At 75.0% G+C, this 26,624-nt stretch carries 18 protein-coding genes; 13 read left to right on the top strand and 5 right to left on the bottom strand.

What is annotated here, in order from left to right; genetic code table 11:
• Positions 1-44: 44 nt before the first annotated feature.
• The 3 genes from AQJ64_RS32370 to AQJ64_RS32360 all read left to right on the top strand — a co-directional run bounded on the left by AQJ64_RS32370 (position 45) and on the right by AQJ64_RS32360 (position 2,858).
• Complete coding sequence (locus AQJ64_RS32370; RefSeq protein ID WP_055634979.1) at positions 45-722, top strand: uracil-DNA glycosylase; 678 nt, start codon at positions 45-47, stop codon at positions 720-722.
• Positions 719-1,708 carry an N-acetylglucosamine kinase gene (locus tag AQJ64_RS32365; protein ID WP_055634978.1) on the top strand — a complete coding sequence of 330 codons (990 nt, stop codon included), beginning with the start codon at positions 719-721 and terminating at the stop codon, positions 1,706-1,708. The genes AQJ64_RS32370 and AQJ64_RS32365 overlap by 4 nt, the downstream gene beginning before the upstream one ends.
• A 226-nt stretch (positions 1,709-1,934) precedes the next feature.
• Positions 1,935-2,858 carry a sirohydrochlorin chelatase gene (locus AQJ64_RS32360; RefSeq protein ID WP_079062078.1) on the top strand — a complete coding sequence of 308 codons (924 nt, stop codon included), beginning with the start codon at positions 1,935-1,937 and terminating at the stop codon, positions 2,856-2,858.
• A gap of 111 nt (positions 2,859-2,969) precedes the next feature.
• On the opposite strand, the gene AQJ64_RS32355 is transcribed toward AQJ64_RS32360, so the two are convergent.
• The 4 genes from AQJ64_RS32355 to AQJ64_RS32340 form a co-directional block, all read right to left on the bottom strand.
• Positions 2,970-4,016: a lactonase family protein gene (locus AQJ64_RS32355; RefSeq protein ID WP_055634976.1), complete on the bottom strand. Its 1,047-nt coding sequence runs from the start codon at positions 4,014-4,016 to the stop codon at positions 2,970-2,972.
• A 95-nt stretch (positions 4,017-4,111) separates the two neighbouring features.
• Entirely contained in the window at positions 4,112-5,605 is a 1,494-nt protein-coding gene (locus AQJ64_RS32350) for an FUSC family protein (protein WP_055634975.1), read from the bottom strand.
• Between the two features lie 188 nt (positions 5,606-5,793).
• The gene (locus tag AQJ64_RS32345; protein ID WP_055634974.1) at positions 5,794-6,444 is read right to left on the bottom strand and encodes a phosphoribosyltransferase; all 651 of its coding nucleotides are present in this window, start codon (positions 6,442-6,444) and stop codon (positions 5,794-5,796) included.
• Positions 6,431-7,126 (bottom strand): dienelactone hydrolase family protein, encoded by a 696-nt coding sequence (locus AQJ64_RS32340; RefSeq protein WP_055634985.1) that lies wholly within the window; start codon positions 7,124-7,126, stop codon positions 6,431-6,433. Before AQJ64_RS32340 ends, AQJ64_RS32345 begins: the two co-directional genes overlap by 14 nt.
• Positions 7,127-7,239: 113 nt before the next feature.
• On the opposite strand from AQJ64_RS32340, the gene AQJ64_RS32335 reads away from it, so the two are divergent.
• The 3 genes from AQJ64_RS32335 to AQJ64_RS32325 all read left to right on the top strand — a co-directional run bounded on the left by AQJ64_RS32335 (position 7,240) and on the right by AQJ64_RS32325 (position 11,873).
• Entirely contained in the window at positions 7,240-8,376 is a 1,137-nt protein-coding gene (locus AQJ64_RS32335) for a CapA family protein (RefSeq protein WP_206189743.1), read from the top strand.
• Positions 8,377-8,440: 64 nt separating this feature from the next.
• Positions 8,441-8,917, top strand: a complete 477-nt coding sequence (locus AQJ64_RS32330) for an Lrp/AsnC family transcriptional regulator (RefSeq protein WP_055634972.1) — start codon at positions 8,441-8,443, stop codon at positions 8,915-8,917.
• Between the two features lie 151 nt (positions 8,918-9,068).
• A complete protein-coding gene (locus AQJ64_RS32325; RefSeq protein WP_055634971.1) occupies positions 9,069-11,873 on the top strand; it encodes a beta-L-arabinofuranosidase domain-containing protein in 2,805 nt (934 codons plus the stop codon).
• A 27-nt stretch (positions 11,874-11,900) separates the two neighbouring features.
• Here the strand turns inward: AQJ64_RS32325 and AQJ64_RS32320 are convergent, their stop codons facing one another.
• Entirely contained in the window at positions 11,901-12,692 is a 792-nt protein-coding gene (locus AQJ64_RS32320; RefSeq protein ID WP_055634970.1) for a LysR family substrate-binding domain-containing protein, read from the bottom strand.
• Positions 12,693-12,750: 58 nt separating this feature from the next.
• Here AQJ64_RS32320 and AQJ64_RS32315 point away from each other — a divergent pair, with 58 nt between their 5' ends.
• The 7 genes from AQJ64_RS32315 to AQJ64_RS32285 all read left to right on the top strand — a co-directional run bounded on the left by AQJ64_RS32315 (position 12,751) and on the right by AQJ64_RS32285 (position 26,600).
• The gene (locus AQJ64_RS32315) at positions 12,751-13,140 is read left to right on the top strand and encodes a DUF5997 family protein (protein ID WP_055634969.1); all 390 of its coding nucleotides are present in this window, start codon (positions 12,751-12,753) and stop codon (positions 13,138-13,140) included.
• A gap of 133 nt (positions 13,141-13,273) precedes the next feature.
• Positions 13,274-13,663 carry a cold-shock protein gene (locus tag AQJ64_RS32310; protein WP_055634968.1) on the top strand — a complete coding sequence of 130 codons (390 nt, stop codon included), beginning with the start codon at positions 13,274-13,276 and terminating at the stop codon, positions 13,661-13,663.
• Positions 13,664-13,887: 224 nt separating this feature from the next.
• On the top strand, positions 13,888-14,742 hold the full coding sequence (locus tag AQJ64_RS32305) for a DUF4132 domain-containing protein (protein ID WP_055634967.1): 855 nt from the start codon (positions 13,888-13,890) through the stop codon (positions 14,740-14,742).
• Positions 14,739-19,754 (top strand): hypothetical protein, encoded by a 5,016-nt coding sequence (locus AQJ64_RS32300; RefSeq protein WP_055634966.1) that lies wholly within the window; start codon positions 14,739-14,741, stop codon positions 19,752-19,754. The genes AQJ64_RS32305 and AQJ64_RS32300 overlap by 4 nt, the downstream gene beginning before the upstream one ends.
• Positions 19,755-19,789: 35 nt before the next feature.
• Positions 19,790-20,959 (top strand): ATP-binding protein, encoded by a 1,170-nt coding sequence (locus AQJ64_RS32295; RefSeq protein ID WP_055634984.1) that lies wholly within the window; start codon positions 19,790-19,792, stop codon positions 20,957-20,959.
• Between the two features lie 140 nt (positions 20,960-21,099).
• Positions 21,100-24,804 carry a vWA domain-containing protein gene (locus AQJ64_RS32290; RefSeq protein ID WP_420876539.1) on the top strand — a complete coding sequence of 1,235 codons (3,705 nt, stop codon included), beginning with the start codon at positions 21,100-21,102 and terminating at the stop codon, positions 24,802-24,804.
• Complete coding sequence (locus AQJ64_RS32285; protein ID WP_055634964.1) at positions 24,801-26,600, top strand: hypothetical protein; 1,800 nt, start codon at positions 24,801-24,803, stop codon at positions 26,598-26,600. The genes AQJ64_RS32290 and AQJ64_RS32285 overlap by 4 nt, the downstream gene beginning before the upstream one ends.
• Positions 26,601-26,624 lie beyond the last annotated feature (24 nt).

Below are 26,624 nucleotides of genomic sequence, written 5' to 3'. Positions count from 1 at the left end.
CACCGGTTGATCATCACCGTGTGTACGGCAGTAGGGTGACGCCCGTGGCACCACGACCCTTGCATGAAATCGTCGAAGCAGGCTGGGCGAAGGCCCTGGAACCGGTGGCCGGACAGATCGCCGTGATGGGCGACTTCCTGCGCGCGGAGATCGCCGCGGGACGCACCTACCTCCCGGCCGGGCAGAACGTTCTCCGGGCCTTCCAGCAGCCCTTCGACGACGTCCGCGTCCTGATCGTCGGACAGGACCCCTACCCCACGCCGGGACACGCGGTGGGACTGTCCTTCTCGGTCGCGCCGGACGTCCGCCCGCTGCCCGGCAGCCTGATCAACATCTACCGGGAGATGAACGCCGACCTCGGCCTGCCCCAGCCCTCCAACGGCGATCTGACGCCGTGGACGCGGCAGGGCGTGCTCCTGCTCAACAGGGCCCTCACCACGGCCCCGCGCAAGCCCGGCGCACACCGCGACAAGGGCTGGGAGGCGGTCACCGAGCAGGCGATACGCGCGCTGGCGGCGCGCGGCAAGCCGCTGGTGTCCATCCTGTGGGGCCGGGACGCCCGCAATCTGCGTCCGCTGCTGGGCGATCTGCCCTCGGTGGAGTCCGCGCACCCCTCCCCCATGTCGGCGGACCGCGGCTTCTTCGGCTCGCGGCCGTTCAGCCGGGCCAACGACCTGCTGGTCCGGCAGGGTGGCCAGCCGGTGGACTGGCAACTGCCGTGACCGTCCCCGCGGATCCGGAGCGCGGCCACGGCATCCTCGCCGTGGACTCGGGCGGCTCGGGTCTGCGGGTGGCCGTGGGCACCTCCGGGACCGGCGCCCTGGCCGGGCGCTCCTCCACGGTGCCGGTGCGCACCGGGGAGCGGGGTATCGATCCCGGGCATCTGATGGACCAACTGGTGCCGATGGTGCGGGCGTCGGGAGCGGAGGCCGGGGTCGCGGCGCTGACCACGGCCGTCGTGGGCGCGGCCGGACTGGCCACCCTGGGCGACGGGCTGCGGGCCGGGCTTGCGGACGCCCTCGCCCGCGCGTTCGGCGTCCGCACGACCGCGCTGGCCGCCGACGCCGTGACCGCGTTCACCGGCGCGCTCGGTGCGCGGGCGGGTGCCGTGGTCGCCGCAGGCACCGGCCTGATCGCGATCGGCACGGATCTGACGGACTGGCAGCGGGCGGACGGCTGGGGGCATCTGCTGGGCGACTGCGGCGGCGGCGCCTGGATCGGACGGGCGGGGCTGGAGGCCGCGCTGCGCGCCCACGACGGGCGGCCGGGCGGCTCGGCCCGGCTGCTGGCCCGCGCCGAGGAGCGGTTCGGGCCGATGACCGGGCTGCCGGGCCGGCTCTACCCCCGGCCGGACCGGGCGGCCGTCCTCGCCTCGTTCGCGCCCGAGGTGGCCGGATGCGCCGAGGACGACCCGGTGGCCTCGGACATCCTGCGGGCGGCGGCACGGCACATGGCCGAGTCGGCCGCCGCGGTCTGCCCGCCGGACGGGCACCCCCCGTTCGCCCTCACCGGGGGCCTGGTGAGACTGGGCGCGCCCCTCCTCGTACCCCTGGCGGAGGAAGTGGCCCGGCTGCTGCCGCGCGCGCGGCGGGTGGACGCCGAGGGGGATCCGCTGCACGGAGCGGTGCGGATCGCCGCCGATCTGGCCGAAGGCCGACTCGTGCTGCCGGTCGACGGGGTGCTCCTGTCGGTGACGCATCGCGCGTAGGCGCGTGCCCGGGGGTGTGCGTAGGGGACGTACGGAGTGAAACGTACGGAACGAGTCGTACAGCGTTACCCAAAAGAGGGATTGCTCTCTTCGAGGGCAAGTCGCCCGGAAAACACGCTGATCACTTCTGATCCGTACGTAACTCATCAGACAAAACCGGACGGATACCGCTCACCTGCACCCTCCCCGAACAGGGGAGCCCAGGAAACAAGTAACATGCGGCGCCATGAGCTCCCCCACTGGGCCCGCGTCCGGCCTCCCTGTACGAATGCCGCGCCCCCGCCAACCCGGGCGGCACCGGCGACCCGAGCCGTTGGCGGCTCCCGAAGGCGCGCCCGCGTTCGTCCTCGCGGTGCCGGGCACGCCGAGCGCGGCCACCCGCGGGATCGCCGAGGAGATCGTGAGCATCGCCCGCTCCGAGCTCCCGGGTCTCGACGCGCGCATCGGTTACCTGGACGGGGACGACGTCGAGTTCCCCGCTCTTCAGTCCGTCCTCGCGCACGCCGCCGAGGAGCGCACCGCCCGCTACGAGCAGGCCCGCGCCGCCGGTCTCGACGTCAAGGAGCCGGACGGCCCCGTCGGCGTCGTCGTGCCGCTGCTGGCCGGCCCCGACAGCGCGCTGCTGCGTCAGGTCCGCCAGGCCGTGATGGAGAGCCGGGTCGCCGCCGATCTGACCGATGTCCTCGGCCCGCACCCGCTGCTCGCCGAGGCGCTGCACGTGCGGCTGTCCGAGGCCGGTCTGGCCCGTGCGGACCGCGCCCGGCTGTTCACCGTGGCGACCGCCGCGGACGGCATCATCCTGGCCTCCGTGGGCGGCGACGAGGCCGTGCAGGCCGCCGGGATCACCGGCATGCTGCTCGCCGCCCGTCTCGCCGTGCCGGTGATGGCCGCCGCGCTCGACCAGGAGGGTTCCATCGCCTCCGTGGCCGAGCAGCTGCGCGCCTCCGGCTCCCAGCAGCTGGCGCTCGCGCCGTACCTGATCGGCCCGGAGATCGACGCCGCGCTGATCGAGGAGGCCGCCAAGGAAGCGGACTGCGCCGCCGCCGAGGCGCTCGGCGCCTACCCGGCGATCGGCAAGCTCGCGCTGGCCAAGTACACGACCGCCCTGGGCATCGCCCCACCGCAGCCGCAGGGCGCGCCGGTCCGCTGACCGGCCGACCGTCAAGGACGCCGCACATCGCGAAAGGGCCCGCTCCGGCCGAGGAGCGGGCCCTTCGCCGTGCCCTGGGCACCGGGGGCGGGCGCCGGCCGGGGCTCCGGGTCAGTCCAGGACCACGCAGGAGGCGGCCGGCAGCGGCAGCGAGCCCGCGCGCCGGGGCAGGCCGGTGGTGGGGTCGAGGGTGAACCAGGTGACGTCGCCGGAGCGCTCGTTGGCGACGTAGAGGATCTTGCCGCAGGCGGAGACGGCCAGGTCCCTCGGCCAGTGGCCCGCGCAGGGGACCGTGCCGGCCGGCCGGAGCGCGTCGCCCTCCCCCTCGACGGCGAACACGGACAGCACGTCCTCGCCGCGCGTGGCGGTCCAGACGAACCGGCCGTTCGGCGCGACGGCGATGCCCGAGGGGTAGGCGTCCCCGTCGGGGGCGCCGGGCAGCACCGCCATCTCCGCCAGGGGCTTCAGGGAGCCGTCGAGGGCGTCCCAGCGGCACACCGTGACGGTCGGGGTGAGTTCGTTGACGACGTACGCGTACGAGCCGTCGGGGTGGAAGGCGAGGTGGCGCGGCCCCGAGCCGGGGCGCAGCGCGTGCTCGCGGTGCAGGACGGGCGTGCCGTCGCGCAGGGCGCACACCCGCACCGAGTCCGTCCCGAGGTCCACGCTGACCGCCCAGCGTCCGCTGGGGTCGGCCTGCACCTGGTGGGCGTGCGGCCCCTGCTGGCGGCGGGTGTGCGGGCCGGAGCCGGTGTGGTGCAGGACGCCGGAGGCGGTCCGGGCGAGGCCGCCGTCCGCGCGGACGGGGACGGCGGTGACGCTGCCGGAGCCGTAGTTCGCGGTCAGGACGTGCCCGTCGAACAGGCCGAGGTGGGTGGGGCCGCTGCCGCCGACCGGCACGGGCGCGCCGGCCGCCTCCGGCAGGTCACCGGTGACGCGGTACGCTGCCACCGCGCCCTCGCTCGTCTCGCTGACCGCGTACAGCGTGCCGCCGTCGGCCGACAGGGCCAGGTAGGAGGGGTCGGGCAGCGCGTCGAGGCTGCTGAGGGCGGTGAGCGCCCCGCTGTCCGGGTCCACGGCGGCGGTCACGATGCCTGGCCCGCCGGCCGCCGTGAACGAGCCGATGAACGCACGCCGGGTCCGTCCGCCGAGGTCTGCCACCGCTGTCCCCTCTCGGTCGCTGCTGTCCGGGGTGACGGTAGCAGTTGATCAGCGCAGGTCTAGACCAGACCCGCGCCGAAACGTCCCGCCGGGCGTCACGCCCCCACCAACGGCGATCCCGACGGGGTCCGCAGCGGCTGGGCCAGTTCCGCCAGGGCGTGCTCCAGGCCGTGCAGGTGGGCCAGCGCGGGCTCGGTGACCGGGGGCCGTTCCACGGGGGCCGCTGCCGCGCTCTCGCCGTCGGTGAGGGCCTCCACGGCCGCCTGGACGCGCCAGCAGGCCGCGGCCAGCCGGGCGTCGTGCGAGGCCTCGGGGTCGGCGGCGACGGCGGCCAGACCGCGGCTCTCGCGGGCGCAGGCATCGAGCAGGGCCAGCACCCGGCGGGCGCGCCGCTTGCGGCCGAGCATCGGGTTCAGGGGGTGCACGAGCGGGGCGACGGCGAGCCGGACCCGGCCGAGGAGCTGCTCCAGTTCGGCGGCCCGCCCGGCGGGATCGGCGGCCGGGTCGCCCGCGAGGCGTGCGGCGGCCTCGGCGGTGCAGGCGTGGACACGGCGCAGGGCGCGCTGGATCCAGGCGTCGGTGATCGTGTGCGTGGTGACCGGCAGGACGAACAGCACGGCCAGCGCGGCGCCGAGCGCACCCACCCCGGTCTCGGCGAGCCGCAGCGCCAGCAGCCCGGGGGTCAGGACACCGAGAAGGCCGTAGAGCAGCTCGGCGAGCAGGGTCACCCAGAGCATCATCCAGGTGTAGGAGACGGCGGCCGTGTAGAAGATGCCGAAGACGGAGACGGCGACCAGGGCGGCGGTGAGGGCCGGGGCGCCGTGCAGGGGCACCGCGACCAGGAGGCCGAGTCCGATGCCGATCACCGTGCCGAGCACCCGGCGGAATCCGCGCACCAGGGTCTCGCCGCGCGAGGCGGTGTTGACGAAGATCCACCAGGTGGCGCCGACGGCCCAGTACCAGCGCTGCCCGGAGACGAGCTGGCCGAGGACGAGGGCGAGGCCCGCGCCGGCGGTCGCCTGGACGGCCTGGCGGGTGGTGACCCGGGCCAGGCCGCGGCCGCCCGGCGGGGCGGGCACCGGTGCCGGGGGCGTGCGGCGCTCGTAGCACCACGCCCCGAAGCGCACCACCGCTGCGGCCGACAGGGACAGCGCGAGGGAGGCGTACAGCTCGGGGAGCTGTCCGGCCGTCGCGTGCAGGAACTGGGCGACGAAGAACATCATGAACGCGAAGACGCCCAGGCTGTGCCCGCGCGGCCCCCAGCGGCGGGCGTACACGCCCGCGCCGATGACGGCGAGGAAGCCGAGGTCGCGGGCCACGGGGTGGTCGTGCAGGACGGCCGCCGCGGTGAGGACGGGCAGGCCGACGGCGGGCAACAGCGCGGTGGTGACCGCCTGGCCGCGCACGGAGGCGTCCGCGACGGTGAACAGCGCGAGCAGGGCGGCGAGCCCGCCCGTGACGACCCCGGGGAGCGCATGCCCGGCGAGACCGCACGCGACGACGGCGAGGCCGATGCCCAGGACGGCCCGGGCGGCGAAGCGCAGCCGCGTCCGCCCCGGGTCCGGAGCCGTGAACACCCTCTTCAGCACTGTTTCCCACCCCTGCCGGACGCCCGCACGAAAAAGGCGCCGCGAGTGTCCGCAGCGCCATTGATGTGTCCATAGGAACATCGGGTCGGCAGATGGTTCAACAGGGGTCGATATGACTGGGCCAATGGTGCGGCAATGGTTCCCCTCGGTCGGCCGACAGGGTGCCATCGGACCACCGGGGCGGCGATTCACCGGTCGGCCGCCATGCGCAGGGCGCGCAGCACATCGGCGTCGGTGAGCTGGTCGAAGTCGTCGTACCAGAGGCCGACGGCCATGAAGGCGGCCGGCTGGTGCAGGCAGATCACGTCGTCCGCCTCGGGCCGCAGCAGGGCGACCGCCTCCGGGGCGCCGACCGGTACGGCCAGGACGGTGCGCCGGGGCGCCGCGCGCCGCAGGGAACGCAGGGCGGCACGGGCGGTGGCCCCGGTCGCGAGGCCGTCGTCGACCACGATCGCGGTCCGTCCTCGCAGGTCGGGGGCGGGACGGCCCTCGCGGTAGAGCAGCTCACGGCGGTGGAGCTCGGCGCGCTCGCGCTCCACGACCGGGGCGAGGTCGCGCTCGGTGAGGCCGAGTGCGCGCAGGGCGGCCTCGTCGAAGAGCGGCTCGGCGTCGCCGACGAGCGCGCCGACGCCGAGTTCCGGCTGGAACGGCGCGCCGATCTTCCGTACGACGAGCACGTCGAGGGGCGCGTCCAGCACGCGGGCGACCTCCTCCGCCACGGCGACTCCGCCCCGGGGCAGGGCGAGGACGACCGGGTCGGGCAGTTCGCCGTTGTCCTGCCGGGTCCGCAGCACATCGGCGAGCACGCGTCCGGCCTGGCCGCGGTCAGGGAACCGCATGGCGACCGCCCCTTCCCTCCGGTCGGTCCCCCGCCGCAGGCCGCAGCCGGTCGGCGCACCACCGCTTCGCCGCCCCGGCGACCTGCTCCAGCGCACCGGGCTCCTCGAACAGGTGGGTGGCGCCCGGTACGACGTGGAGGGTGCACGGCCCGCGCAGCAGCCGGGCCGCCCGCTCGTTCAGGCGCAGCACCTCCGGGTCCCGGCCGCCCACGATCAGCAGCACCGGCGCCCGTACGGCGTCCAGGGCGGCCTCGGCCAGGTCGGGCCGCCCGCCGCGGGAGACCACGGTCAGCACCCGGCCGGGCCGCTCGGCCGCGGCCGTCAGCGCCGCCGCCGCGCCGGTGCTGGCGCCGAAGAGGACCACGGGAAGCGCCTCGGTGTCGTGCTGTGCGGCCAGCCAGTCGACGACGGCGACCACGCGCCGGCCCAGCAGCGGTATGTCGAAGCGGTGCACGCCCGTCGAGGCGTCCGCGCGTTCCTCGGGCTCGGTGAGCAGGTCGATCAGCAGGGTGCCGAGGCCTGCGGTGCGCAGTTCGGCGGCGACCGCACGGTTGCGCGGGCTGTGCCGGGAGCTGCCGCTGCCGTGGGCGAACAGCACCACGGCCCGGGCGTGCGCCGGTACGAGGAGGTCACCGGTGAGCGCCGCACCGTCGACGGGCACCCGGACCGGCTGGGAGATCATCACCGTCATCTTCTTCCTCGGGACGGCGGCGGCGCCGCGCGTGCCTCCCCCGGCGCCGACACGGGTTCCGTGTATCCAGAATGGCACCGGTCAAGCGGGGTTACCGTGGGGGCGTGGGCGGCGGCGTCGTGACGCTGTTCCTGTGTGGCGATGTGATGCTCGGGCGCGGCGTCGACCAGGTCCTCGCGCATCCGGGCAGTCCTCGGCTGCGGGAGGACTGGGTCACGGACGCGCGGGAGTACGTGCGGCTGGCGGAGACGGCGCACGGACCGGTCCCGGCGCCCGTGGGTCCCTCGTGGCCGTGGGGCGAGGCGCTGCGGGTGCTGGAGGAGAGCGGCCCGGACGTACGGGTGGTGAACCTGGAGACGTCCGTCACGCGCTGTGACGCGTTCGCACCCGGCAAGGCGGTCCACTACCGGATGCATCCGGCCAACCTGCCGGCGCTGACGGTGGCCCGGCCCGATGTCTGCGTCCTGGCCAACAACCATGTGCTGGACTTCGGCCGGCCGGGTCTGGCGGAGACGCTCGGTTCACTGGCCGGTGCGGGGCTGCGGACGGCGGGGGCGGGTCAGGGGCCCGACGAGGCCTGCGCGCCCGCCGTGGTGCCCGTGCCGGGCGGCGGCCGGGTGCTGGTGTTCGCGCTGGGGGCGCGCTCCGGCGGGATCCCGGCCGACTGGGCGGCGAGCCCGACCGTGGCCGGGGTCGCCTACCTGCCCGAACTGTCGGCCGCCACGGCCGCCGCGGTGGCCCGGCAGGTGCGCCGGACCCGGCGCCCGGGGGACCTCGTGGTCGTGTCGGTGCACTGGGGCTCCAACTGGGGATACCGCGTGCCCCGCGACCAGACCCGGTTCGCTCGCGCCCTGGTCGACGGCGGTGTCGACCTGGTCCACGGGCACTCCTCCCACCATCCGCGCCCCGTCGAGGTCTACCGCGGCCACCTCGTGCTGCACGGCTGCGGCGACTTCATCGACGACTACGAGGGCATCTCCGGCCACCCTGAGTACCGCGACGACCTGCGGATCGCCTTCCTCGTCCGGCTCGCCGCGGACACGGGCCGGCTGGCGGGGCTGCGGATGGTGCCCCTGCGGGCCCGCCGGCTGCGCCTGGAGCCGGCGCCCGCGGCGGACCGGGCCTGGCTGCGGGCGACCCTGGACCGGATCAGCCCGGGCGTCCGGGTCACCGAGACCCCCGACGGCTCGCTCACCGTGGCCCACCCGGCCCTCGCGCACGGGCCGGCGGCGGGCTCGTGAGCCGTCCGACCGGGCCGTTGGTACAGTCGGCGAAGATCAGTCCCGTACGAGGAGGCCGCGCGCCATGGCCGTCGACGAGCTGGACACCCGCATCCTGCGGCTGCTGCTCGAACAGCCGCGCACCAGCGTGCGGGAGTACGCCCGGATCCTCGGCGTCGCCCGCGGCACCCTCCAGGCCCGGCTGGACCGGCTGGAGCGGGACGGGGTGATCACCGGCACCGGTCCCTCGCTCTCCCCGGCCGCGCTCGGTCATCCGGTGCTCGCGTTCGTACACATCGAGGTCACCCAGGGCCATCTCGACGACGTGGGCGACGCGCTGGCCGCCCTACCGGAGATCGTCGAGGCCTTCTCGATCACCGGTGGCGGGGATCTGCTCACCCGGGTGGTGGCGCGGGACAACGCCCATCTGGAGGACGTGATCCAGAAACTGATCAGCCTCCCCGGAGTGGTCCGCACCCGGACCGAGGTCGCCCTGCGCGAACGCGTACCGCACCGTCTGCTGCCACTGGTGGAGTCGATCGGCCGCGCGGCCCGGAAGTAACTCCCTCAACTTTCCATCGTGTCGGTCCCGTTGACGCCCTCCCGTCCCCCTTCTAACGTCTGGTCGACCATCCGCACACCGTTCGTAATCACGAACACATAATGACGCCCCCTTGTGCGCACACCCCCCTTGTGGATCAGAGGAGCAGTACATGGCACGTCCCCTCAGCAGACGGACCCTCCTCCGGAGCGCGATCCTCGCCGCCGCCGTCCCCGGCGCCGGCGCGGCGGTGGCCCCCGCGGCCTCGGCGGCCACGCTTCCGCCGCCGGCCTCCTGGGCGCTTCAGCCCTTCGCGCTCAAGGACGTGGCCCTCGGCACCGGGATCTTCGCCACCAAGCGGAAGCTGATGCTCGATCACGCCCGCGGCTACGACGTCAACCGGCTGCTCCAGGTCTTCCGGGCCAACGCCGGGCTCTCCACGCTGGGCGCGGTCGCGCCGGGCGGCTGGGAGGGGCTCGACGGCGAGGCCAACGGCAATCTGCGCGGGCACTACACCGGGCACTTCCTGACCATGCTGGCGCAGGCGTACGCGAGCACCGGCGAGCAGACGTTCGCCGACAGGATCGCGACCGTGGTCGGCGCGCTGACCGACGTCCGCACCGCCCTGCGCACGGACCCGAAGATGCTCGCCGTCACCGGGAAGTGGGGCGGTGCGCTGGAGCTGGTGCGCGGCTCCCACCAGTACGTCGACCTGCCCGCCGGTGTGCTGAACGGCGCCTCCGCGATCACCCTGTCGGTGTGGGTCAGGCCCACCCATGACGCCAACTGGCAGCGGGTCTTCGACTTCGGCAACAACACCACCCGGTACATGTACCTGGCGAGCCGCAACGCGAGCGGTGTGCCCCGGTTCGCCATCACGACCGGCGGTGCGGGCGGCGAGCAGGGCCTCAACGGCACGGCCGCGCTGCCGCTGAACCAGTGGAGCCACCTCGCGGTGACCCTCTCGGGCACCACCGGCACCCTGTACGTCAACGGCACGGCCGTCGCCACGAACACCGCGATGACCCTCACCCCGGCGACGCTCGGCACGCTCACCAACAACTGGCTGGGCCGCTCGAACTACTCCGGCGACCCCCTGTACGCCGGCTGCTACGACGAGTTCAACGTGTGGTCGCGGGTGCTCACCCAGGCCGAGATCACCTCGCTGCAGAGCACCGAGGCCAAGCTCTCCTCGCCCGGACTCGGCAATCTCGCGTCGTACTACTTCCAGGCCACCACCGGCGGCACCTTCCCGGACGCCTCGGGCCGGGGCCTGACCGCCACCCTGAAGCGCACCTGGGGCGGGCCGAGCCACCCCGGGTTCCTCGCGGCGTACCCGGAGACCCAGTTCATCCTTCTGGAGTCGATGACCGGCAGCGACTACACCAAGGTCTGGGCGCCGTACTACACCGCGCACAAGATCCTGCGCGGCCTGCTGGACGCCTACACCGCCACCGACGACGCCCGCGCCCTCGACCTCGCGTCCGGCATGGGCGACTGGATGCACTCCCGGCTGTCGGTGCTCTCCGAGGCGACGCTCCAGCGGATGTGGGGACTGTTCTCCAGCGGGGAGTTCGGCGGAATCGTCGAGGCGATCGTCGATCTGCACGCGTTCACCGGGAAGGCCGAACACCTCGCGCTGGCCAAGCTGTTCGACCTCGACTCACTGATCGACGCGTGCGCCGCGAACACCGACACCCTCGACGGACTGCACGCCAACCAGCACATCCCGATCTTCACCGGGCTGCTCAGGCTGTACGACGCGACGGGCGAGACGCGCTACCTGACCGCCGCGAAGAACTTCTGGGGCATGGTCGTACCGCACCGCATGTACGGCATCGGCGGCACCAGCACCGGGGAGTTCTGGAAGGCGCGGGACAGCATCGCGGGCACGATCAGCGCCACGAACGCGGAGACCTGCTGCGCGTACAACCTGCTGAAGCTGAGCCGGACCCTGTTCTTCCACGAGCAGACCCCGGCCTACATGGACTACTACGAGCGGACCCTGTTCAACCAGGTCCTCGGCTCCAAGCAGGACACCGCCGACGCGGAGAAGCCGCTCGTCACGTACTTCATCGGGCTCACCCCCGGCCATGTGCGCGACTACACGCCCAAGCAGGGCACCACCTGCTGCGAGGGCACCGGCATGGAGAGCGCCACCAAGTACCAGGACTCGGTGTACTTCAAGGCCGCCGACGGCAGCGCGCTCTACGTCAACCTCTACAGCCCGTCCACGCTGACCTGGACCGAGAAGGGCGTCACGGTCACCCAGACCACCAGCTACCCGGCGGAACAGGGCACGACGCTCACCTTCGGCGGGAGCGGCGCGTCCTTCGGGCTCAGGCTGCGGGTGCCGTCCTGGGCGACCGCCGGCTTCCAGGTGACGGTCAACGGCGGTGCGGTGAGCGGGACTCCGGTCGCCGGGAGCTACTTCACCGTGTCCCGCGCCTGGAAGTCCGGTGACGTGGTGCGGGTGACCGTGCCGTTCCGGCTGCGCGTCGAGAAGGCCCTGGACGACCCGTCGTTGCAGACCCTGTTCTACGGTCCGGTCAACCTGGTCGCCCGCAACTCCTCGACCAGCTACCTGCCGTTCGGGCTGTACGCCAACGCGGCCCTCTCCGGCGATCTGCTGCCCACGCTGACCCCGGTGAGCGGCAAGTCCCTCCACTACACGCTGAACGGCACCGAGTTCGCCCCGTTCTCCGAGGGGACGGAGGACCCGACGCACGCCTACTTCCGGCGCTCGGAACCGAAGGCCGTCTTCGGGACCGTCGACTCCGGGGTCGCCAACCCCGCGAAGCCGGACGGCACCACCCTGCTCGACGAGGTGTGGGCGGCGGCGCCGTTCGCCTCCAAGGCGGCCCTCGTCGCCCGGGTGCGGACGGTGGTGGACGCGTGGGTGGCCGCCGGGCTGCTGGCGTCGGCGGACGGGGTGAAGGTGGTGAGCACCGCCGACGCGGCGAGTTACGTGGCCTGAGCCGACGGGCGGCGGCTGCGGCTGCGGCTACGACCGGCGGCGGGGCTTTCCGCCACCGGTTCCGCGCCGGCCGCCGCCCTTCGTTCCGGCGCCGCCCTTCGTGCCACCGCTGCGGCCGCGGGCACCGCCGCCGCTTCCGGCGTTCTTGCGCGACGCGCCCCCCGACTGCGCCTTGCGGGGCTCGCGCTGCTTCGCCGGGGTCTGCGGGGCCCGTCCCCGGGTGCTGTTGACCGTGCGGCCCCGGACGATGCCGATGAGGTCCTCGACCAGGTCGGTGGTCGCCTCCTCGGGCCAGGACAGGGCGACCGCCGACTGCGGGGCGTCCGCCAGCGTGCGGTAGGTGAGGTCGCGGCGGTGGTGGAGGCGGGCCAGGGACTGGGGCACGATCAGGACGCCGATGTTCGCCGCGACGAGCTCGATCGCGTCCTCCGTGGTCCGCGGGCGCTCGAAGGCGGGCTCGCCGGGCAGCTCGGACCAGCCGAGGACGTCGTCGAGGGGGTGGATCACCACCTCGTCGGCGAGATCGTCCAGGGTGATCTCCTCGGCGGCGGTGATCACATGGTCCTTGGGGACCACGACGACCGTCGTCTCGGTGTAGAGGGGGATCGCGCTGAACACCGTACGGTCGACGGGCAGCCGGACGAAGGCCGCGTCGGCGGCACCGTCGCGCAGGACGTCGCAGGCCTCGGCCGGGGAGACCTGGAGCAGGGTGAGGGGGGTGTCGGGCAGGCGCTCCTCCCAGATCCGCACCCATTTGGCGGGCGTCACTCCGGGAACGTACGCGAGCCGGAACGAAGGGGAATCCGCCTGGTCGGTCATCCCGCCAGGTTACCGGCTGTGGTCGGAGGTCTCCGCGGCGGCCGATACCCTGGACCGTATGAAGTCGCAGCAGACCACCCAGACGATGAAGCCCGCCACCGCGGCGAAGAAGCTGGGTGTGTACCTCCCCGCCACGCCCGCCGAGTTCCAGGAGGGCGTCGTCTCGCGCGCCGAGCTGAACGAGCTCCAGGCGAACCCGCCGCAATGGCTGCGGACGCTGCGCGAGAACGGCCCGCACCCCCGTCCGGTGGTCGCGGCCAGGCTGGGCGTGTCCATCGCGGGCCTGGCCCGGGGCGGGGTGACGGAGGCGCTCACCACCGAGCAGATCGACGCGCTCAAGGACGCCAAGCCGGAGTGGCTGGAGAAGGAGCGCGGCACCCAGGCCGAGGTCCGCAAGGAGGCGGCCCGCCTCCGGAAGCGCGAGGCCGAGCGCGCCGCCGAGGACTGACCCGAGTCGTTTGCGCAGCTCAGCGAGGTGCGCCGCGCGCGATGAACCCCGGGAGTCGCCTGGAAGCGGTCGGTTTGACTACGATCTGGGCAGGTTCACCGAAGTGGGTGTTTCGAGGTTGCTGGGGGTTGGGATGGTTGCTGGTCGTGTGGTGCGCTTCGACAGCCAGCGGGGCTACGGGTTCATCGCGCCCGACGACGGCGGGGAGGATGTCTTCCTGCACGTCAACGACATGCTGATGCCCGAGTCGCAGGTGCGGCGGGGCATCGTCGTCGAGTTCGAGATCGAGGACGGTGAGCGCGGACCGAAGGCGTCCGGGGTCCGGCTCGCGCGGGGCGCGGACGGCAAGCCGCTCGCGGCCGACGACGACGTGCTGTGCGATGTGCTCAGCACCGAGGAGTTCGTCCGGGACGTCACCGAGGCCCTGCTGAGCGCGGCGCCCTCGCTCACCGGGGAGCAGATCGTGCAGGTGCGGAGCGGGCTCGCGCAGTTCGCCAAGAACCACGGCTGGGTCGAGGGCTGATCCAGGCCCGAGGACACCAGGACCCCCGTCGACACCGACGGGGGTCCTGTCGTTTTTTCGCCTGCGCGCCGAGCCCGCGGACCCCCCCTCCGGGCGGGGCCATGACAGGAATCCTTGCAGGTCAATACCTGTTCCGCCGTCAGATCGGTGTCTGTCAGGACCCGTTGTCAGTGGCTTGTTCTACAGTTCCCGTCACTTGATCGATGCGGGTGCGGGAGGCACGTATGGGGTGGGTGTCGGCCGGCGACTACGAGGTCGCCCTCGACGACGGCAAGGTGGTGTGCCGCAACGCGGCGGGGCGGTTGCTGAAGACCGTACCGCCCAAGATCGCCGACGATCCGGCGGTGGTGGGACTGCGCCAGCTCGTCGAGTGGCTGGAGCGGCACGAGCGGCAGTGTCTGACCGATGTGGAGCGGTGGATGGTGCGCTCGCTGCCGGTGCCGTTCGCGGTCGTCGCCCGGGTGTGGCCCGACCCCGCCTGGCGGGCCGCGCTGCGTGACCTGGTGGTCACCGGTGCCGACGGGGAGGTGGCCGGGTTCCTGCGGGACGCCGACCCCGAGCGCGGCCTCGGACTGGTCGACCTCGACGGCGACACCGTGCGCATCACCCCCGACCTGGTCAGGCTGCCGCACCCGGTCCTCCTCGACGATCTGGAGGACCTCCGGGAGTTCGCCGTGGAGCTCGGTGTGGAGCAGCGCGCCCAGCAGCTCTTCCGCGAGGTGTGGCACCGGCCGGCGACGCTGGACGCCCAGGGCACCTCGGTCGAGGAGTACGCGGGCGGCGCGTTCAAGGAGCAGCGGTTCCTGCACGGCCGGGTGACCCAGCTCGGCTACCGGGTGCGCGGCGGCAACGCCGTCCACTCCGTCCTGGAGGACGGGCGCACCGTCGAGGCGCGGGTGTGGGTGGGCGACTACGAGAGCTACGAGGAGTCCGAGACCGGCCCCCTGACGTTCACCGATCCCGCGGGCCGGGTGCTGAAGCTCGGTCAGGTGGGGCCGGTGGCCTGGTCGGAGGGCATGCGCATGGCGGCCGCACTGTACGCGGGGCGCGACATCGAGGACGAGGAGCGGGCGGCATGACGACCTACGACGAGAACACCGCGGGCGCGCTGCTCGACGCGGGCGCGGTCCTGCCGCGGGGAAGCACGGGCCGCGAGGACGCCGACACGCTCACCGTACGCACGTACACCCATCCCGGACTGGACGACCGGCGGATCGTCCGGCTGGTGCCGGGCACCCTCGGCGAGGCCGAGGACCTCGCCCTGGACTTCCTCGGTCTGGTGCGGGACGCGGAGGTCCCCGAGGTGGGCCAGGTGCGCCGGGTGACCCTGGGCTTCCCGGCCTGGGCGCTGGTCAACGACCCGGCGAACGGCCATCACGCGCTGGCGCTGGTCAGGGACGTCGAGCGGCTCGCCCGGCAGGCCAAGTCCCGGCCCGGCACCGCCAAGGAGGGCTTCGAGGAGCTCGGCACCCGCCTCGGCCGTGCCGTGCCGCACTTCCTGCCGACGTTCTACGAGCAGGCGGCGCGGGTCTTCCTCCAGCACGAGAACACGACGTACGCCGCCGCCTTCTTCGGCAAGGCGCGCGAGGCCGAGCGGGTGCACGCGCTGACGGTGGACGAGGAGCGGCAGCGTGCCGTGTTCCTGGAGTTCGCGTTCGCCGGCGCACTGACCGTCAAGGCGCTCAAGGAGCATGTGAAGGCGCTCGCCGCGCGGCTCAGCCCGGCCGACGCCTGGACGCAGTTCCGGCAGCTCACGGTGGAGCGGTGCGCGGCCGGCATGCCGCCGTACGCGTCGCTGCCGCAGGACGCGCGCGGGCTGATCAAGGCGGCGGGGCTGGACCGGGTCTCCGAGGAGTGCGGGCTGGTCGGCGACCTGCTCGCCTCGCCCGCGGCCGTGCGGGCTCCGGCGTCGTTCTGGAACTCCTACCGGGCGACGCTGGTCGTGCTCGCCGAGCGGGAGCCGGAGGTGCGCCGCCGGCTGCTGGAGATCATGCCCGCCGGTCTCGGCCGGTCCGTCGAGGACGACGAGTTCTGGCTGGCGCTGCTCGTGGAGTGCGGGGCCGATCTGCTGCTGACCGGTGAGGCCGGTGCGCGGGCGGACGAGGTCGACGCGGCGGACTGGCTGACCCGCTGGGCCCTGCACCGCAAGCACGGCGCCACCATCTGCGACCGTTCCGCGGCCACCCTCGCGCTCGTGGCGAGGATGGCCCCCCGGCTGCGTGCCCAGGGCCGGCCCGTCGACATCGTCACGGGACGCTGGCACGCCGGTGCCGACCTCGACCTGCTCGATCTCTGCCTGGCCGAGGGGATCACGCTGACGCCGCCCCCCGGGGACGAGGTCGTGTACCTCGGTCTGCAGCGCTGGCTGAGCGAGGACCGGGCCGGCCGGCGCGATCTGACGGCGACGGCGACCGAGACGCGCTTCCGGCGCCTGCTGTACACCGAGATCGGCACCCAGAGCGGCAACCGTCCCGAGGCCGCGGTACTCAAGGGCATCGCCGCCCACCCCGTGCTCAGCGACATCCTGCGCGAGTGGCTGCGGGACGCGGCCGGGGAGCTGACGGCCGCCGTCGGCCTGCCCGCCGCGCGTGCCGCGCTGGAGCGGATGCAGCCCTTCCGCAGCGTGGCCGCCGAGGTCGCCCCGGACGCCGTGGCACAGGTCGCCGCGCACGAGGCCGCGCCGCTGCTCGGGCACACCCTGCGCGCCGGTCTCCTGGACGAGCTGGGCTGGCCCGCGCTCGACGAGGCGCTGCGCCGGATCGACACCGAGACCAAGCCCCGGCGCGACCAGGACAACACGGTGGCGGTCCAGGAGGCCTGGCCCGCGCTGATCGTCCACCGGGGCCACAAGGTGTTCGTCGTCGGGCCCGAGGAGATCCTGCTGGAGCACGATCTGCGGCTGCCCGTGGAGCTGGGGCAGTGGAACCGTCCGTCGTTCCGCTACACGGACGGCGAGCTGCTGGTGATGTGGCGGGAGGACGGCAAGCAGTTCGGCTACTGGTCCGCCCGCGCGGCCGATGTGTTCCCGCTCGGCGGCGAGGCGATCCCCTACTACTGGTACGGCGCCGGCCACGCGGGCGCCGCCTCCCTCCCGCTGCCCGGCGGGGGCCGTGCCACCGGCGCGCGCACCCTGCACGCCGGCGACACCGTGCTGCCGGCGGGCCGCCGCATCCTGGGCGACGGCACCTCGTACTGGCGTCAGGGGCGGCAGGGCCGGCAGCAGGTGTGGCTGGAGTACGACCCGGCCACCGGCACGCACGGGCGGGCCTCGCTGCCCGGCTTCGTGCAGGGCGGTGTCCGGGAGGACGCCACGCTGAGGCAGCAGGACTGCGAGGTGCTGCCGCTCCAGCCCGGGCTGGAGCACAGCCCGTTCGGCACCGACGGCACGGTCCTCGGCCGCTGGGTGCGCACCGAGGGCGAGGGCGCCGGGGCGCGTACGGTCGCGGGCACACCGGACGGCCGGACCGTCGCCGTACCGCGTACCGGCGGCGCGTCCGGGGTTCCGCTCGGCGCGCTGCGGCTGCCGGGCGGCGCCGAGCCCGTCGTCGTCCGCACGCAGCAGCACCTCGCGCTGTACGCGGCCGGCGACACCTCCGCCGCCGGTGAGCTGGGGCGGGTGACGCCGATGGAGCGCGGCAGCGAGTTCGCCGCCGGGACCCGGTTCGTGCCGCCGGTCGAGTTCTGGCACGCGCTGCGTCCGCGCGACGAGCTGGCCTCCGCCGTACTGCGCGCGCTGACCGACGAGCGCGTGGCCGAGGTGATGCGCGCGGGCGCCGAGGCGCTGGCGGAGCGGCAGGCGCGGATCGCGGCGGCCGCGGCGGTCGACGGAACCGACGACGCCAAGGCGGTCGTCCCGGCCGCCGACGAGGTGCTGCGGACGGTGGTCCGTGCCGCCCTGCCCGAGCTGGGCGACGAGCGGCTGGTCACCGGTGTGGCGGCACTCGTGCGCGCGGCGCTGCGCTTCGACGAGTCGACCGCGGTGTACGTGGCACCCCCGGTCGTACGGCCGCAGCAGGACATCCGGCGCACCGAGGGCATGTTCGCGGACTACAGCCCCGAGTACGGCGACGACACCACCCTGCGCGAGGCGGTGAACGGCCTGGCGGGACTGCACGGCTGGTGGGGCGGCACCCCGCGGTGGAGCACGCTGCGCCAGATCCGCGCCGTGAACCATGTGCTGTCCGGCGAGCCCGCCGACGGCAAGCCGCTGCCGAAGGCCCTGCGGACCACCGGGGCCCAGGACGGCTGGAGCAGTGACGAGTTCACCGTCCCCGGCGACGGCGCGCAGTGGCTGTCCGTTCTGGACGAACTGCGCCCCCTCGCCTACCGGGCGACGACCCCGGCGACGACCGAGACGCACCGTGCGGCGCTGCTGTTGCTGTTCGAGGCGATCACGGAGGGGCCGCTGGCCGCTCCGGGGAAGCTGCTGCGGCAGATCGTGCTGAGCGAGCCCCACGACAAGCGGCAGCGCGTCGGCCAGGTGCTGCGCCGGGGGGACCGTACGGTCGTCGTCATCGGCTCCCGCAACGTCGACGAGCACAACCGGATGCACTGGGTGGCCCTGGACCACGGCCCCGCCGACGATCGCGGCGCGATCGCCCACTTCACCCTGGAGCAGGAGCACGCGCATCCGGCGGTGTACCCCGCCGAGACGCTCGCCGCCGTCACCCGGCTCGTCCGGGACAAGGGCCCGGCCCCCTGGCAGCCGGAGGCGACGGCCGCGCTGGTCACCGCGAGCCGGGGCGGGCTCGGGCCCGTGCAGGCGGCCCTGCTGCTCGCGGGCCGGCCCTCGCAGCTCACCGACGAGGTGGTCGCGACGACGGGGCTGAAGCCCCGCCAGAAGGAGCTCGGCGACCTCCTGCTGAACTCGCTGGAGCCGGGCCACTGGAAGCCGATGGTCGGCGCGCTGCTGCCCGAGAACCCCGCCGACCTGTGGACGACCGGACCGGACACGGACGCCGTGGGCGTCATCTGGAAGCGGTTCCTGGGCGATGTCGTCCGGCTGCCCGAGGAGCTGGCCGCCGAGCTCTCCCTCGTCTCCCTGCCCCTCGGCTCCGCGTCCGAGGTCCTCAACCCCGGGCGCACCCCCTGGATCAGCCGCACCACCGTGCAGCGGCCCGACAAGGACGGCGCCCTGGTCGCGGAGGACCCGCAGGCGCTGCCCGGCCGGTACGAGTTCACGCAGGCCGTGCACGCCCTGGCCGGCCTCGCCTACGCGCTGCCGTACGGGCACCCGCTGCGGGCCGTGCTGCCGGACAGCCTCGCCGCGCTGCGCCGGCGGGTCGCCGATCCGGGGCTGCTGCTCGACCTGGACCTGGCCTGGACGGCGAACGCCGAGCCGACCGCCGTCGCCCTGCGCAAGGCGTACGGGATGCCCGCCACCGGCGGCGCCGACCAGGACGGGCTGACCCGGGCGGGCGAGGCGCTGGTGCTGCGCCCCTGGTACGGAGAACAGGAGACGGTGCTGGTGCGGCCCGGTGCGCTCACCGGTTCCGACGACCCGGTGTTCGGGCTGCTCGAAGGGATCGTCGGCCCCGGGCGCGGCCAGGGCATGGGGGCCCTGCGGACCCTCCTCGACGACGACCTCGCGCGCGCGCTCGCGGTCGGCGCCGATCCCGAGGGGCCCACGGGGCATGCGCAGGACCCGACGTTCAGCGTGCCCGCTCTGGTCGCCGAGGTCGCCGAGCGGCACGGCCTCGGTGCGGACGCCGCGGCGCTGTATCTGATGCTGCTCGCCCTGCCCGACCCCACGGACCGCAACTGCGCCCGCTGGACCGGCTGGAAACCCGCGCGGATGAAGAAGGCCCGCGTCGAACTCGCGGCGACCGACCTGGTCGTGGAGGCCAAGCGGTCGCGCGCCGGACGCACGCTGTTCCTGCCGTGCGGCTGGCTGGACCTGAAGTCGAGGGGTGCGCTGCCGGTGGAGCTCTGGAAGCGGAGCCTCTACCCGCTCAGCGGCCACGGGCGCGCCGTACCGCTGCTGCCGGTGCCCGAGCTGTACGAGCGGGCCTGGGAGCGGGTCCGCACGGGTGACGCCCCCGCGTACGAGGAGCTCACCACCCGCGCCACCCGCAAGGGCCGCCGCCGATGACCACCGTCCCGCCCCACCTGGAAGAACGCACCGCGATGACCACCACCCTGTCCCCCGACACCGCCCGCCAGATCGTGCCGCCGGAGGAGCGGTACGCCATCGAGCTGGCCTTCCTCGCCGCGTACGACGACGGTCCGCGCCCGCCCGCCTGGCGGCTCACCCCGCGCGCGGTCGTCACCTTCGTCATGGGCAGCGACGCCCGGGCCCTGAAGCTGCCCGACGGCGCCGAGGTGCCCGAGGGAGTGCCGCGCCGGCTGGTCGTGGAGAACAAGTTCGTCGGCGACCGTGCCCTGGTCGAGCGGTGTGTCGTCACGCTCGCCGGGGAGCGGGGTCTGCTGCTCGTCGGCGAGCCCGGCACCGCCAAGTCCATGCTGTCCGAGCTGCTGTCGGCCGCCGTGTGCGGGACCAGCGGACTGGTCGTGCAGGGCACCGCGGGCACCACCGAGGACCAGCTCAAGTACGGCTGGAACTACGCCCTGCTGCTGGCGCAGGGTCCCAGCCCGCAGGCGCTGGTGCCCTCGCCGGTGCTGACCGCCATGCGCCGCGGCGGCATCGCCCGGGTCGAGGAGGTCACCCGGTGTCTGCCGGAGGTACAGGACTCGCTGGTGTCGCTGCTGTCGGAGCGGCGGATCGCGGTGCCCGAACTGGCGGGCACGGACGACGCGTTGGCGCACTCGGCACCCGGCTTCAACCTCATCGCCACCGCCAACCTGCGGGACAAGGGCGTCTCGGAGATGTCCGCGGCCCTCAAGCGCCGCTTCAACTTCGAGACGGTCGGACCGATCCCGGACCTCGACGCGGAGACCGCGCTGGTGCGCAGCCAGGCGCGGGTCTCCGTGGAGCGGGCCGGGGCGCCGTTCCAGGTCGACGACGCGGTGCTGGAGGCACTGGTCACCGCGTTCCGGGACCTGCGGGAGGGCCGGTCGACGGAGGGCTGGGAGGTGGAGCGGCCGTCCACCGTGATGAGCACCGCGGAGGCGGTGTCGGTGGCGGGCGCGCTGGGGCTGGCCGCGGCCTACTTCCCGGGCGACCGTGATGTGCTCGGCCTGCTGCCGGGACATCTGCTCGGCGTGGTCCGCAAGGACGACCCGGCCGACGCGGCCCGGCTGCGCGGCTACTGGGACGGTCCCGTACGGCGCCGCGCCGAGCAGGGCTCCGCCACCTGGCGGACCCTGTGGGACCTGCGCACGGTCCTGGAGGGCTGACGGCCGTGTCGCTCTCCCACGGGGTCGTCCCCGACGCCACGGCCGAGGCCGGCGGGCCCGGCGCGCCCGAGGGGGCGGTCACCGCCCCCGACCGGGCGCTCGCCGTCCTCACCGGCCCGGCCGCGCCCTTCCTCATCGGCGTGCGGCACCACGCGCCGTCCCTGGCCGCGGCCGTGCCCGCGCTGCTCGACGCGGCGCGGCCGGACGTGGTGCTCGTCGAGCTGCCGGCCGAGATGCAGGAGTGGCTGCCCTGGCTCGGGCACGAGGAGACGCGGGCGCCGGTCGCCCTCGCCGCCGCGCCCGGGGACGGGCGGGGCGGCTCCGGGCCGGCCTTCTATCCGTTCGCCGACTTCTCGCCCGAGCTGGCGGCCGTGCGGTGGGCCGCCCGGTGCGGTGTGCCGGTGGTCGCCTGCGATCTGCCGCTCGCGCACCGGGCGTGGAGCGAGGGGCGTGGTGACGCGGCGTCCGGGGAGCCCCTCGGACTCACCTCGGCGCTGCGGTCCCGGCTGACGGGGCGCCCCGGGGACGATCTGTGGGACCGGCTCGTCGAGGCCACCGCGCCGGGGTCACCGCCGGAGGCGCTGCGCCGGGCGGCCCTGCTGACGGGGTGGGCGCTGCGCGAGGACGCGGCGGCCGCGGGCGGGGTGCCGGAGCTGGATCTGCGGCGGGAGCGGTGGATGCGGGCCCGGATCGCCGAGGCCACCGCGGGCGGTCGGCGGGCCGCCGTGGTCGTCGGCGCCTTCCACGCACCCGCGCTGACGGAGCCGCGGGCCGGGGAGGGGGCCGCGGTCTCCGGCGCCGAGGTCTTTGGTCCTGAGGTCTCCGGCGCCGGCGCCCCGGGTACCGACGCCCCGAGTGCCGACGCCCCGGGTACCGACCCCCCGCGTGCCGACGCCCCGGGTGCAGACGCCCCGGGTGCAGACGCCTCCGGAATCGACGCCTCCGGTACCAGCCTCTCCGCCGCTGACGTCTCCGGTGTCCCTGCCTCCCGCGGAAGCACCCCCTGGACCACCTCCCTCATCCCGTACACCTACGCCCTGCTGGACGAGCGGTCCGGGTATCCGGCCGGTATCCGGGACCCGGAGTGGCAGGACATGGTGCTGCGGGCGGCCGGGGAGCCCGCCGCGCTGGAGGAGGCGCTGACGCGGGCGGCCGTACGGGTGTGCGCGGAGCTGCGGGGGCTCGGGCATCCGTCCGGGCCCGCCGACGCCCGGGAGATCACCCGGCTCGCCTCGGACCTGGCCCGGCTGCGCGGACTCCCGGCGGCGGGCCGGGGCGAGCTGGTCGAGGCGGTGCAGACGGTGCTCGCGCAGGGGGAGCCGTACGGACGGGGCCGGGCCGTGGCGCGGGCGATGGAGCGGGTGCTGGTCGGTGCCCGCACCGGGCGGCCGGCACCCGGCGCTCCGCGCAGCGGTCTCGCCCCGGCGGTGGAGGCCGAGGTCACGGAGCTGGGCCTGCCCGGACCGGAGAGCGGTACGGTCACGGGCGCCAAGGACCTGCGGCTGGACCCGCTGCGGTCCGACCTGGACCGGCGCCGTGAGCTGCTGCTGCGCCGGCTGACGGTGTGCGGGGTGCCGTACGGGGAGGCGAAGGAGGTCGCCGGGGCGGGCGGTGCCGAGGCGCTGACCTCGCGCTGGGAGGTGCGCTGGACGCCGGCCACCGCGGCCATGCTGACCGCGGCCGGGGTGCGCGGGGTGACCGCCGCCCAGGCCGCCGAGGGGGTGCTGCGGGAGCGGCGGCGCGCGGAACGGGACGAGGGCGGATCGACGGGCGCCCAGGTGCTCGAGGGGCTGGCGCGGGCGGCGGAGTGCGGTCTGCCGGCGCTGGCGGACGAACGGCTCGGCGACCTCGCCGAGACCCTGCCGCAGGCCGGCACGCTGCCCGAACTCCTCGCCGGCCTGGCCCTGTTGGACCGGGTCCGCTCCGGTCATGTGGCCGGTCTGGGCGCCGACGACGGCCGTACGGCACGGGCGGCCGCCGTGGCCGAGCTGCTGACGTCGGCGGCGGTGCGGCAGGTGGACGGTCTGACCGGTTCCGAGGAGACGGCCGACGCGCACGCCCTGCTCGAACTCGCCCATCGCGCGGACCTGCTGGGCGGGATCCGGCTCGCCGACGCCCTCGCCCGGCTGGCCGCCGGGGGCTCGCCGCTGATGCGCGGCGCCGCCGGGGCCGTACGGGTGCTGCTCGGGCAGGAGGACGCGCGGGCGTTCGGGGACCGGGTGGCCTCCTGGGTCGACGGTGCCGTGGACGCCGACGCGCGCTCCGCGCTGGCCGCCCGGCTGACGGGGCTGCTGACGGCCGCGGGGCCGTTGCTGGAGGCGGCGGCCGACGCCCTGGAGCCGCTGCTGGGGCGGGTGGCGGAGCTGTCCGACCGCGCGTTCCTGGACCGCCTTCCGGCGCTGCGGGGCGGTTTCGACACGCTGAGCCCGGCGGCCCGGGACCGGCTCCTGTCGGCCGTGGAGGAACGCCTCGGCACCGACCGGGTGGCCGACACGGGCGGGGTGGACCCGGCCGCGCTGGCGGCCTGGGCACAGGCCGACCTCGCGGCGCACACCGCCCTGCGCTCCCTCGGGCTGCTGCCCACGCCGAAGGACGGCACAGGGGCGGACGCCACCGAGAGGACGCCGGTCACCCGGACCGCGGACGAAGACGGGGACGGGGACGGGGACGGGCACAGGGACGGGGACAGGGACAAGGACAGGGACAAGGCTGAGGCCGAGGCTGAGGCCGAGGAACGGCGGCTCACCCCCGCCGACCGCTGGCGGCTCGTCCTGGGCCGTCGCAAGGAGCGGCTGTCCGCGTCCGCCGCGCCGCTCGCGACCGCGCTCGACGAGCTGTACGGCAGCGGGCGCGGCGAGGGCAGCCGGGGCGATCTCACGGGCGCGGGCGCTGGGGGCGGCCGGGAGGTGCCGTATCCCGGGGTGCGGGAGTGGTCGCAGGAGCTGGCGGCACTGTTCGGGCCGGGCATCCGGGAGGAGGTGCTGGCGGCGGCCGCGGCGGAGGGCCGCAAGGACGTGCTGACGGAGCTGGACGCGGCCGGTGTGCGGCCCTCGGTCGAGCTGCTGCGCACGGTGCTCAGCCATGCGGGCGGGCTGCCCGAGGCCCGGCTGGCCGCGCTGCGTCCGCTGGTGCGGCGGCTGGTGGACGCGCTCACCCGGGAGCTGGCCACCCGGCTGCGGCCCGCGCTGCACGGGACGGTCCTGCCGCGGCCCAGCCGGCGGCCGGGCGGCGGGCTGGACCTGCCCCGCACGCTGCGGGCCAACCTGGCGACCGCCCGGCGCGGCCCGGACGGCACGGTCCGGGTCATCCCCGAGCACCCGGTGTTCCGCACCCGGGCGCGCCGGGCCGCCGACTGGCGGCTGATCCTGGTCACGGACGTGTCGGGGTCCATGGAGGCCTCCACGGTGTGGGCCGCGCTCACGGCGTCGGTGCTGGCGGGGGTGCCGACCCTGTCCACGCACTTCCTGGCCTTCTCCACGCAGGTCATGGATCTCACCGGGCATGTCGAGGACCCGCTGTCGCTGCTGCTGGAGGTGAGCGTCGGCGGTGGCACGCACATCGCGGCGGGGCTGCGGCACGCGCGCGAGCTGGTGACCGTGCCCTCGCGCACCCTCGTCGTGGTGATCAGCGACTTCGAGGAGGGCTATCCGCTCGGCGGGCTGCTCGCCGAGGTCCGCGCCCTGGTCGGGGCCGGCTGTCATGTGCTGGGCTGCGCGAGCCTCGACGACACCGGCCGGCCGCGCTACTCCACGGGGGTGGCGGGTCAGCTCGTCTCGGCGGGCATGCCCGTGGCCGCCCTCAGTCCGCTCGAACTCGCCCGCTGGGTAGGGGAGAAGATCGCATGAGCACGAGTCCGCAGCTGCCCGCGGTCGCCCCGTCCGTGACCGCCGAACTCGTCGAGGCGCTGTCGCCCCGGCTGCGCAAGCGGCTGGACGCGGGCGTCGCCAAGCTGGCGGGGCGTCCCGTCGTCCGCGACGGCGACACCGTACGGATCGCGATCGACGACGACACCGACCTCGAACTGCACGCCCCCGGCTCCGTGGTGACCAGCGCGGACGCCGTCCGCTGCGGTTGTCTGCTCGCCCCGGACTGTCTGCACCGCGCGGCGGCGGCCTCGGCGGCGCCGGTCGCGGAGGACGTCCAGGCGGCTCCGGCGGGGGCGGCCGAGGACGCCCGGGCACAGTCGTCGGCGGGCCCGGCGGCGGCCGGGGAGGCCGCGCAACCGCCGTCGCCACCGGCGTCGGAGCCCCGGCCCGACAGCCCCTCCCCCGGGCAACTCGGCGCCGCCCGCGCCGTCTTCGAGGCGGCGGCCGCCGTGCTCGAGGCGGGTACCGACGGGGCCGGGGCCGTGCTCCAGGCGGAGCTGCTGCGGGCCGCGCACACCGCGCGGCTCGCCGGGCTTCCCCGGGCCGCCTCGGCGGCGGTCACGGTGGTGACCGGGGTGCGCGCGGCGCGCTCCGCGGACCCGGCCTACCGGCTGCCCGACCTGGTGGCGGCGCTGCGGACGGTTCTGGGCGTGGCGCACCGGTTGCCGGGGGCGGCCGGAGCCGAGCTGGTGGAGCTGCGCGGGACGGTACGGCAGCCGTACACGCCGGACGCTTCGCTGCGGCTGTACGGGCTGTTCTCGGAACCCGTGCTGACGGCGACCGGGTACGCGGGGGCGGTCACCTGGACGGCGGACGCGGAGGGCCGCCTGTACACCGTCTCCGACGTGGCGCCGGGCGGTGCCGGCCGGGCCATCGGCGCCGCCGACCGGACCGTGCGGATCGGCGACACGGCCCTGACCCATCGGGAGCTGTCGCGCGCGGGGCTGGCCGTGTCCGGCGCGACGGTGTCGCCGACCGGACGCCTCGGCGCCGGGGCGGGGGTACGGGCGGTCCGCGCGTCCGGCGTGGACTGGCGCGGGGAACCGCTGGACCGGCTGTGGGCGGTGCCCGTGGCCGAGCAGGTGCGCCGTGCCCTCGGTGACGGCCCGCATGACCTGCTCTTCCTCGACGTCACGCTCACCGGCACGGTCCGGGAGGCCACGGGTGACTGTCTGCTGGCGGACTGCGAGGGGCTGGCGCTCCGGCTGGCCGCGGCGCACGACGATCCGGCGCTCCCCCATCGGCAGAATCTCCGGCTGCTGGCGGCGGCCCGCGGCAGCCGGCTGCGCGTGATCGCCCGGCTGGCCCCGGGGCCGCTCCCCCGTGCCCTGCTGCTGGCCGCCGAGCACCCGTCCCAGCCGGGCGTGCGGGTCGATCTCGGTCTGGACCGCCTCCAGCGCGCCGACCTGCCGGCGTCGGCCGTGCCGCCCGCCGCCGTACCCGTGCCGGACGAGGCTCCGCTCCACCTCCTTCGGCGTCGGGTGCACCATGCGGTGTCCGGGGGCCGCCGGGTGCTGGCCTTCCCGGGCGGTGCGGCGGGCGATCCGGCCCGGTTGCGCCGTACCGGGTTCACCACCGGGGCGGCCGTGCTCGACGAGCTGCACACCACGGCGGCGGACCGCACCCGGGACGCGTTCGGCCGGCTCCTCCCGGCCGACACCCCCCGCTTCGCCCGGGCCTGGCTGGCGGCGGCCTGCTACACGGGAGAGGTGGAGCGCGACCTGTGCGCGACGGCGTGGGGTTTTAGGTCAGGATCTGACCTCGATGGCTCCTAACGTGGTACTCGACCGCGGAACCAC

Source organism: Streptomyces griseoruber, assembly GCF_001514205.1.
Taxonomy (GTDB): Bacteria; Actinomycetota; Actinomycetes; order Streptomycetales; family Streptomycetaceae; genus Streptomyces; species Streptomyces griseoruber.
Note: the sequence above shows the minus strand (reverse complement) of the source record. Positions and strands in the feature narration are given on the sequence as shown.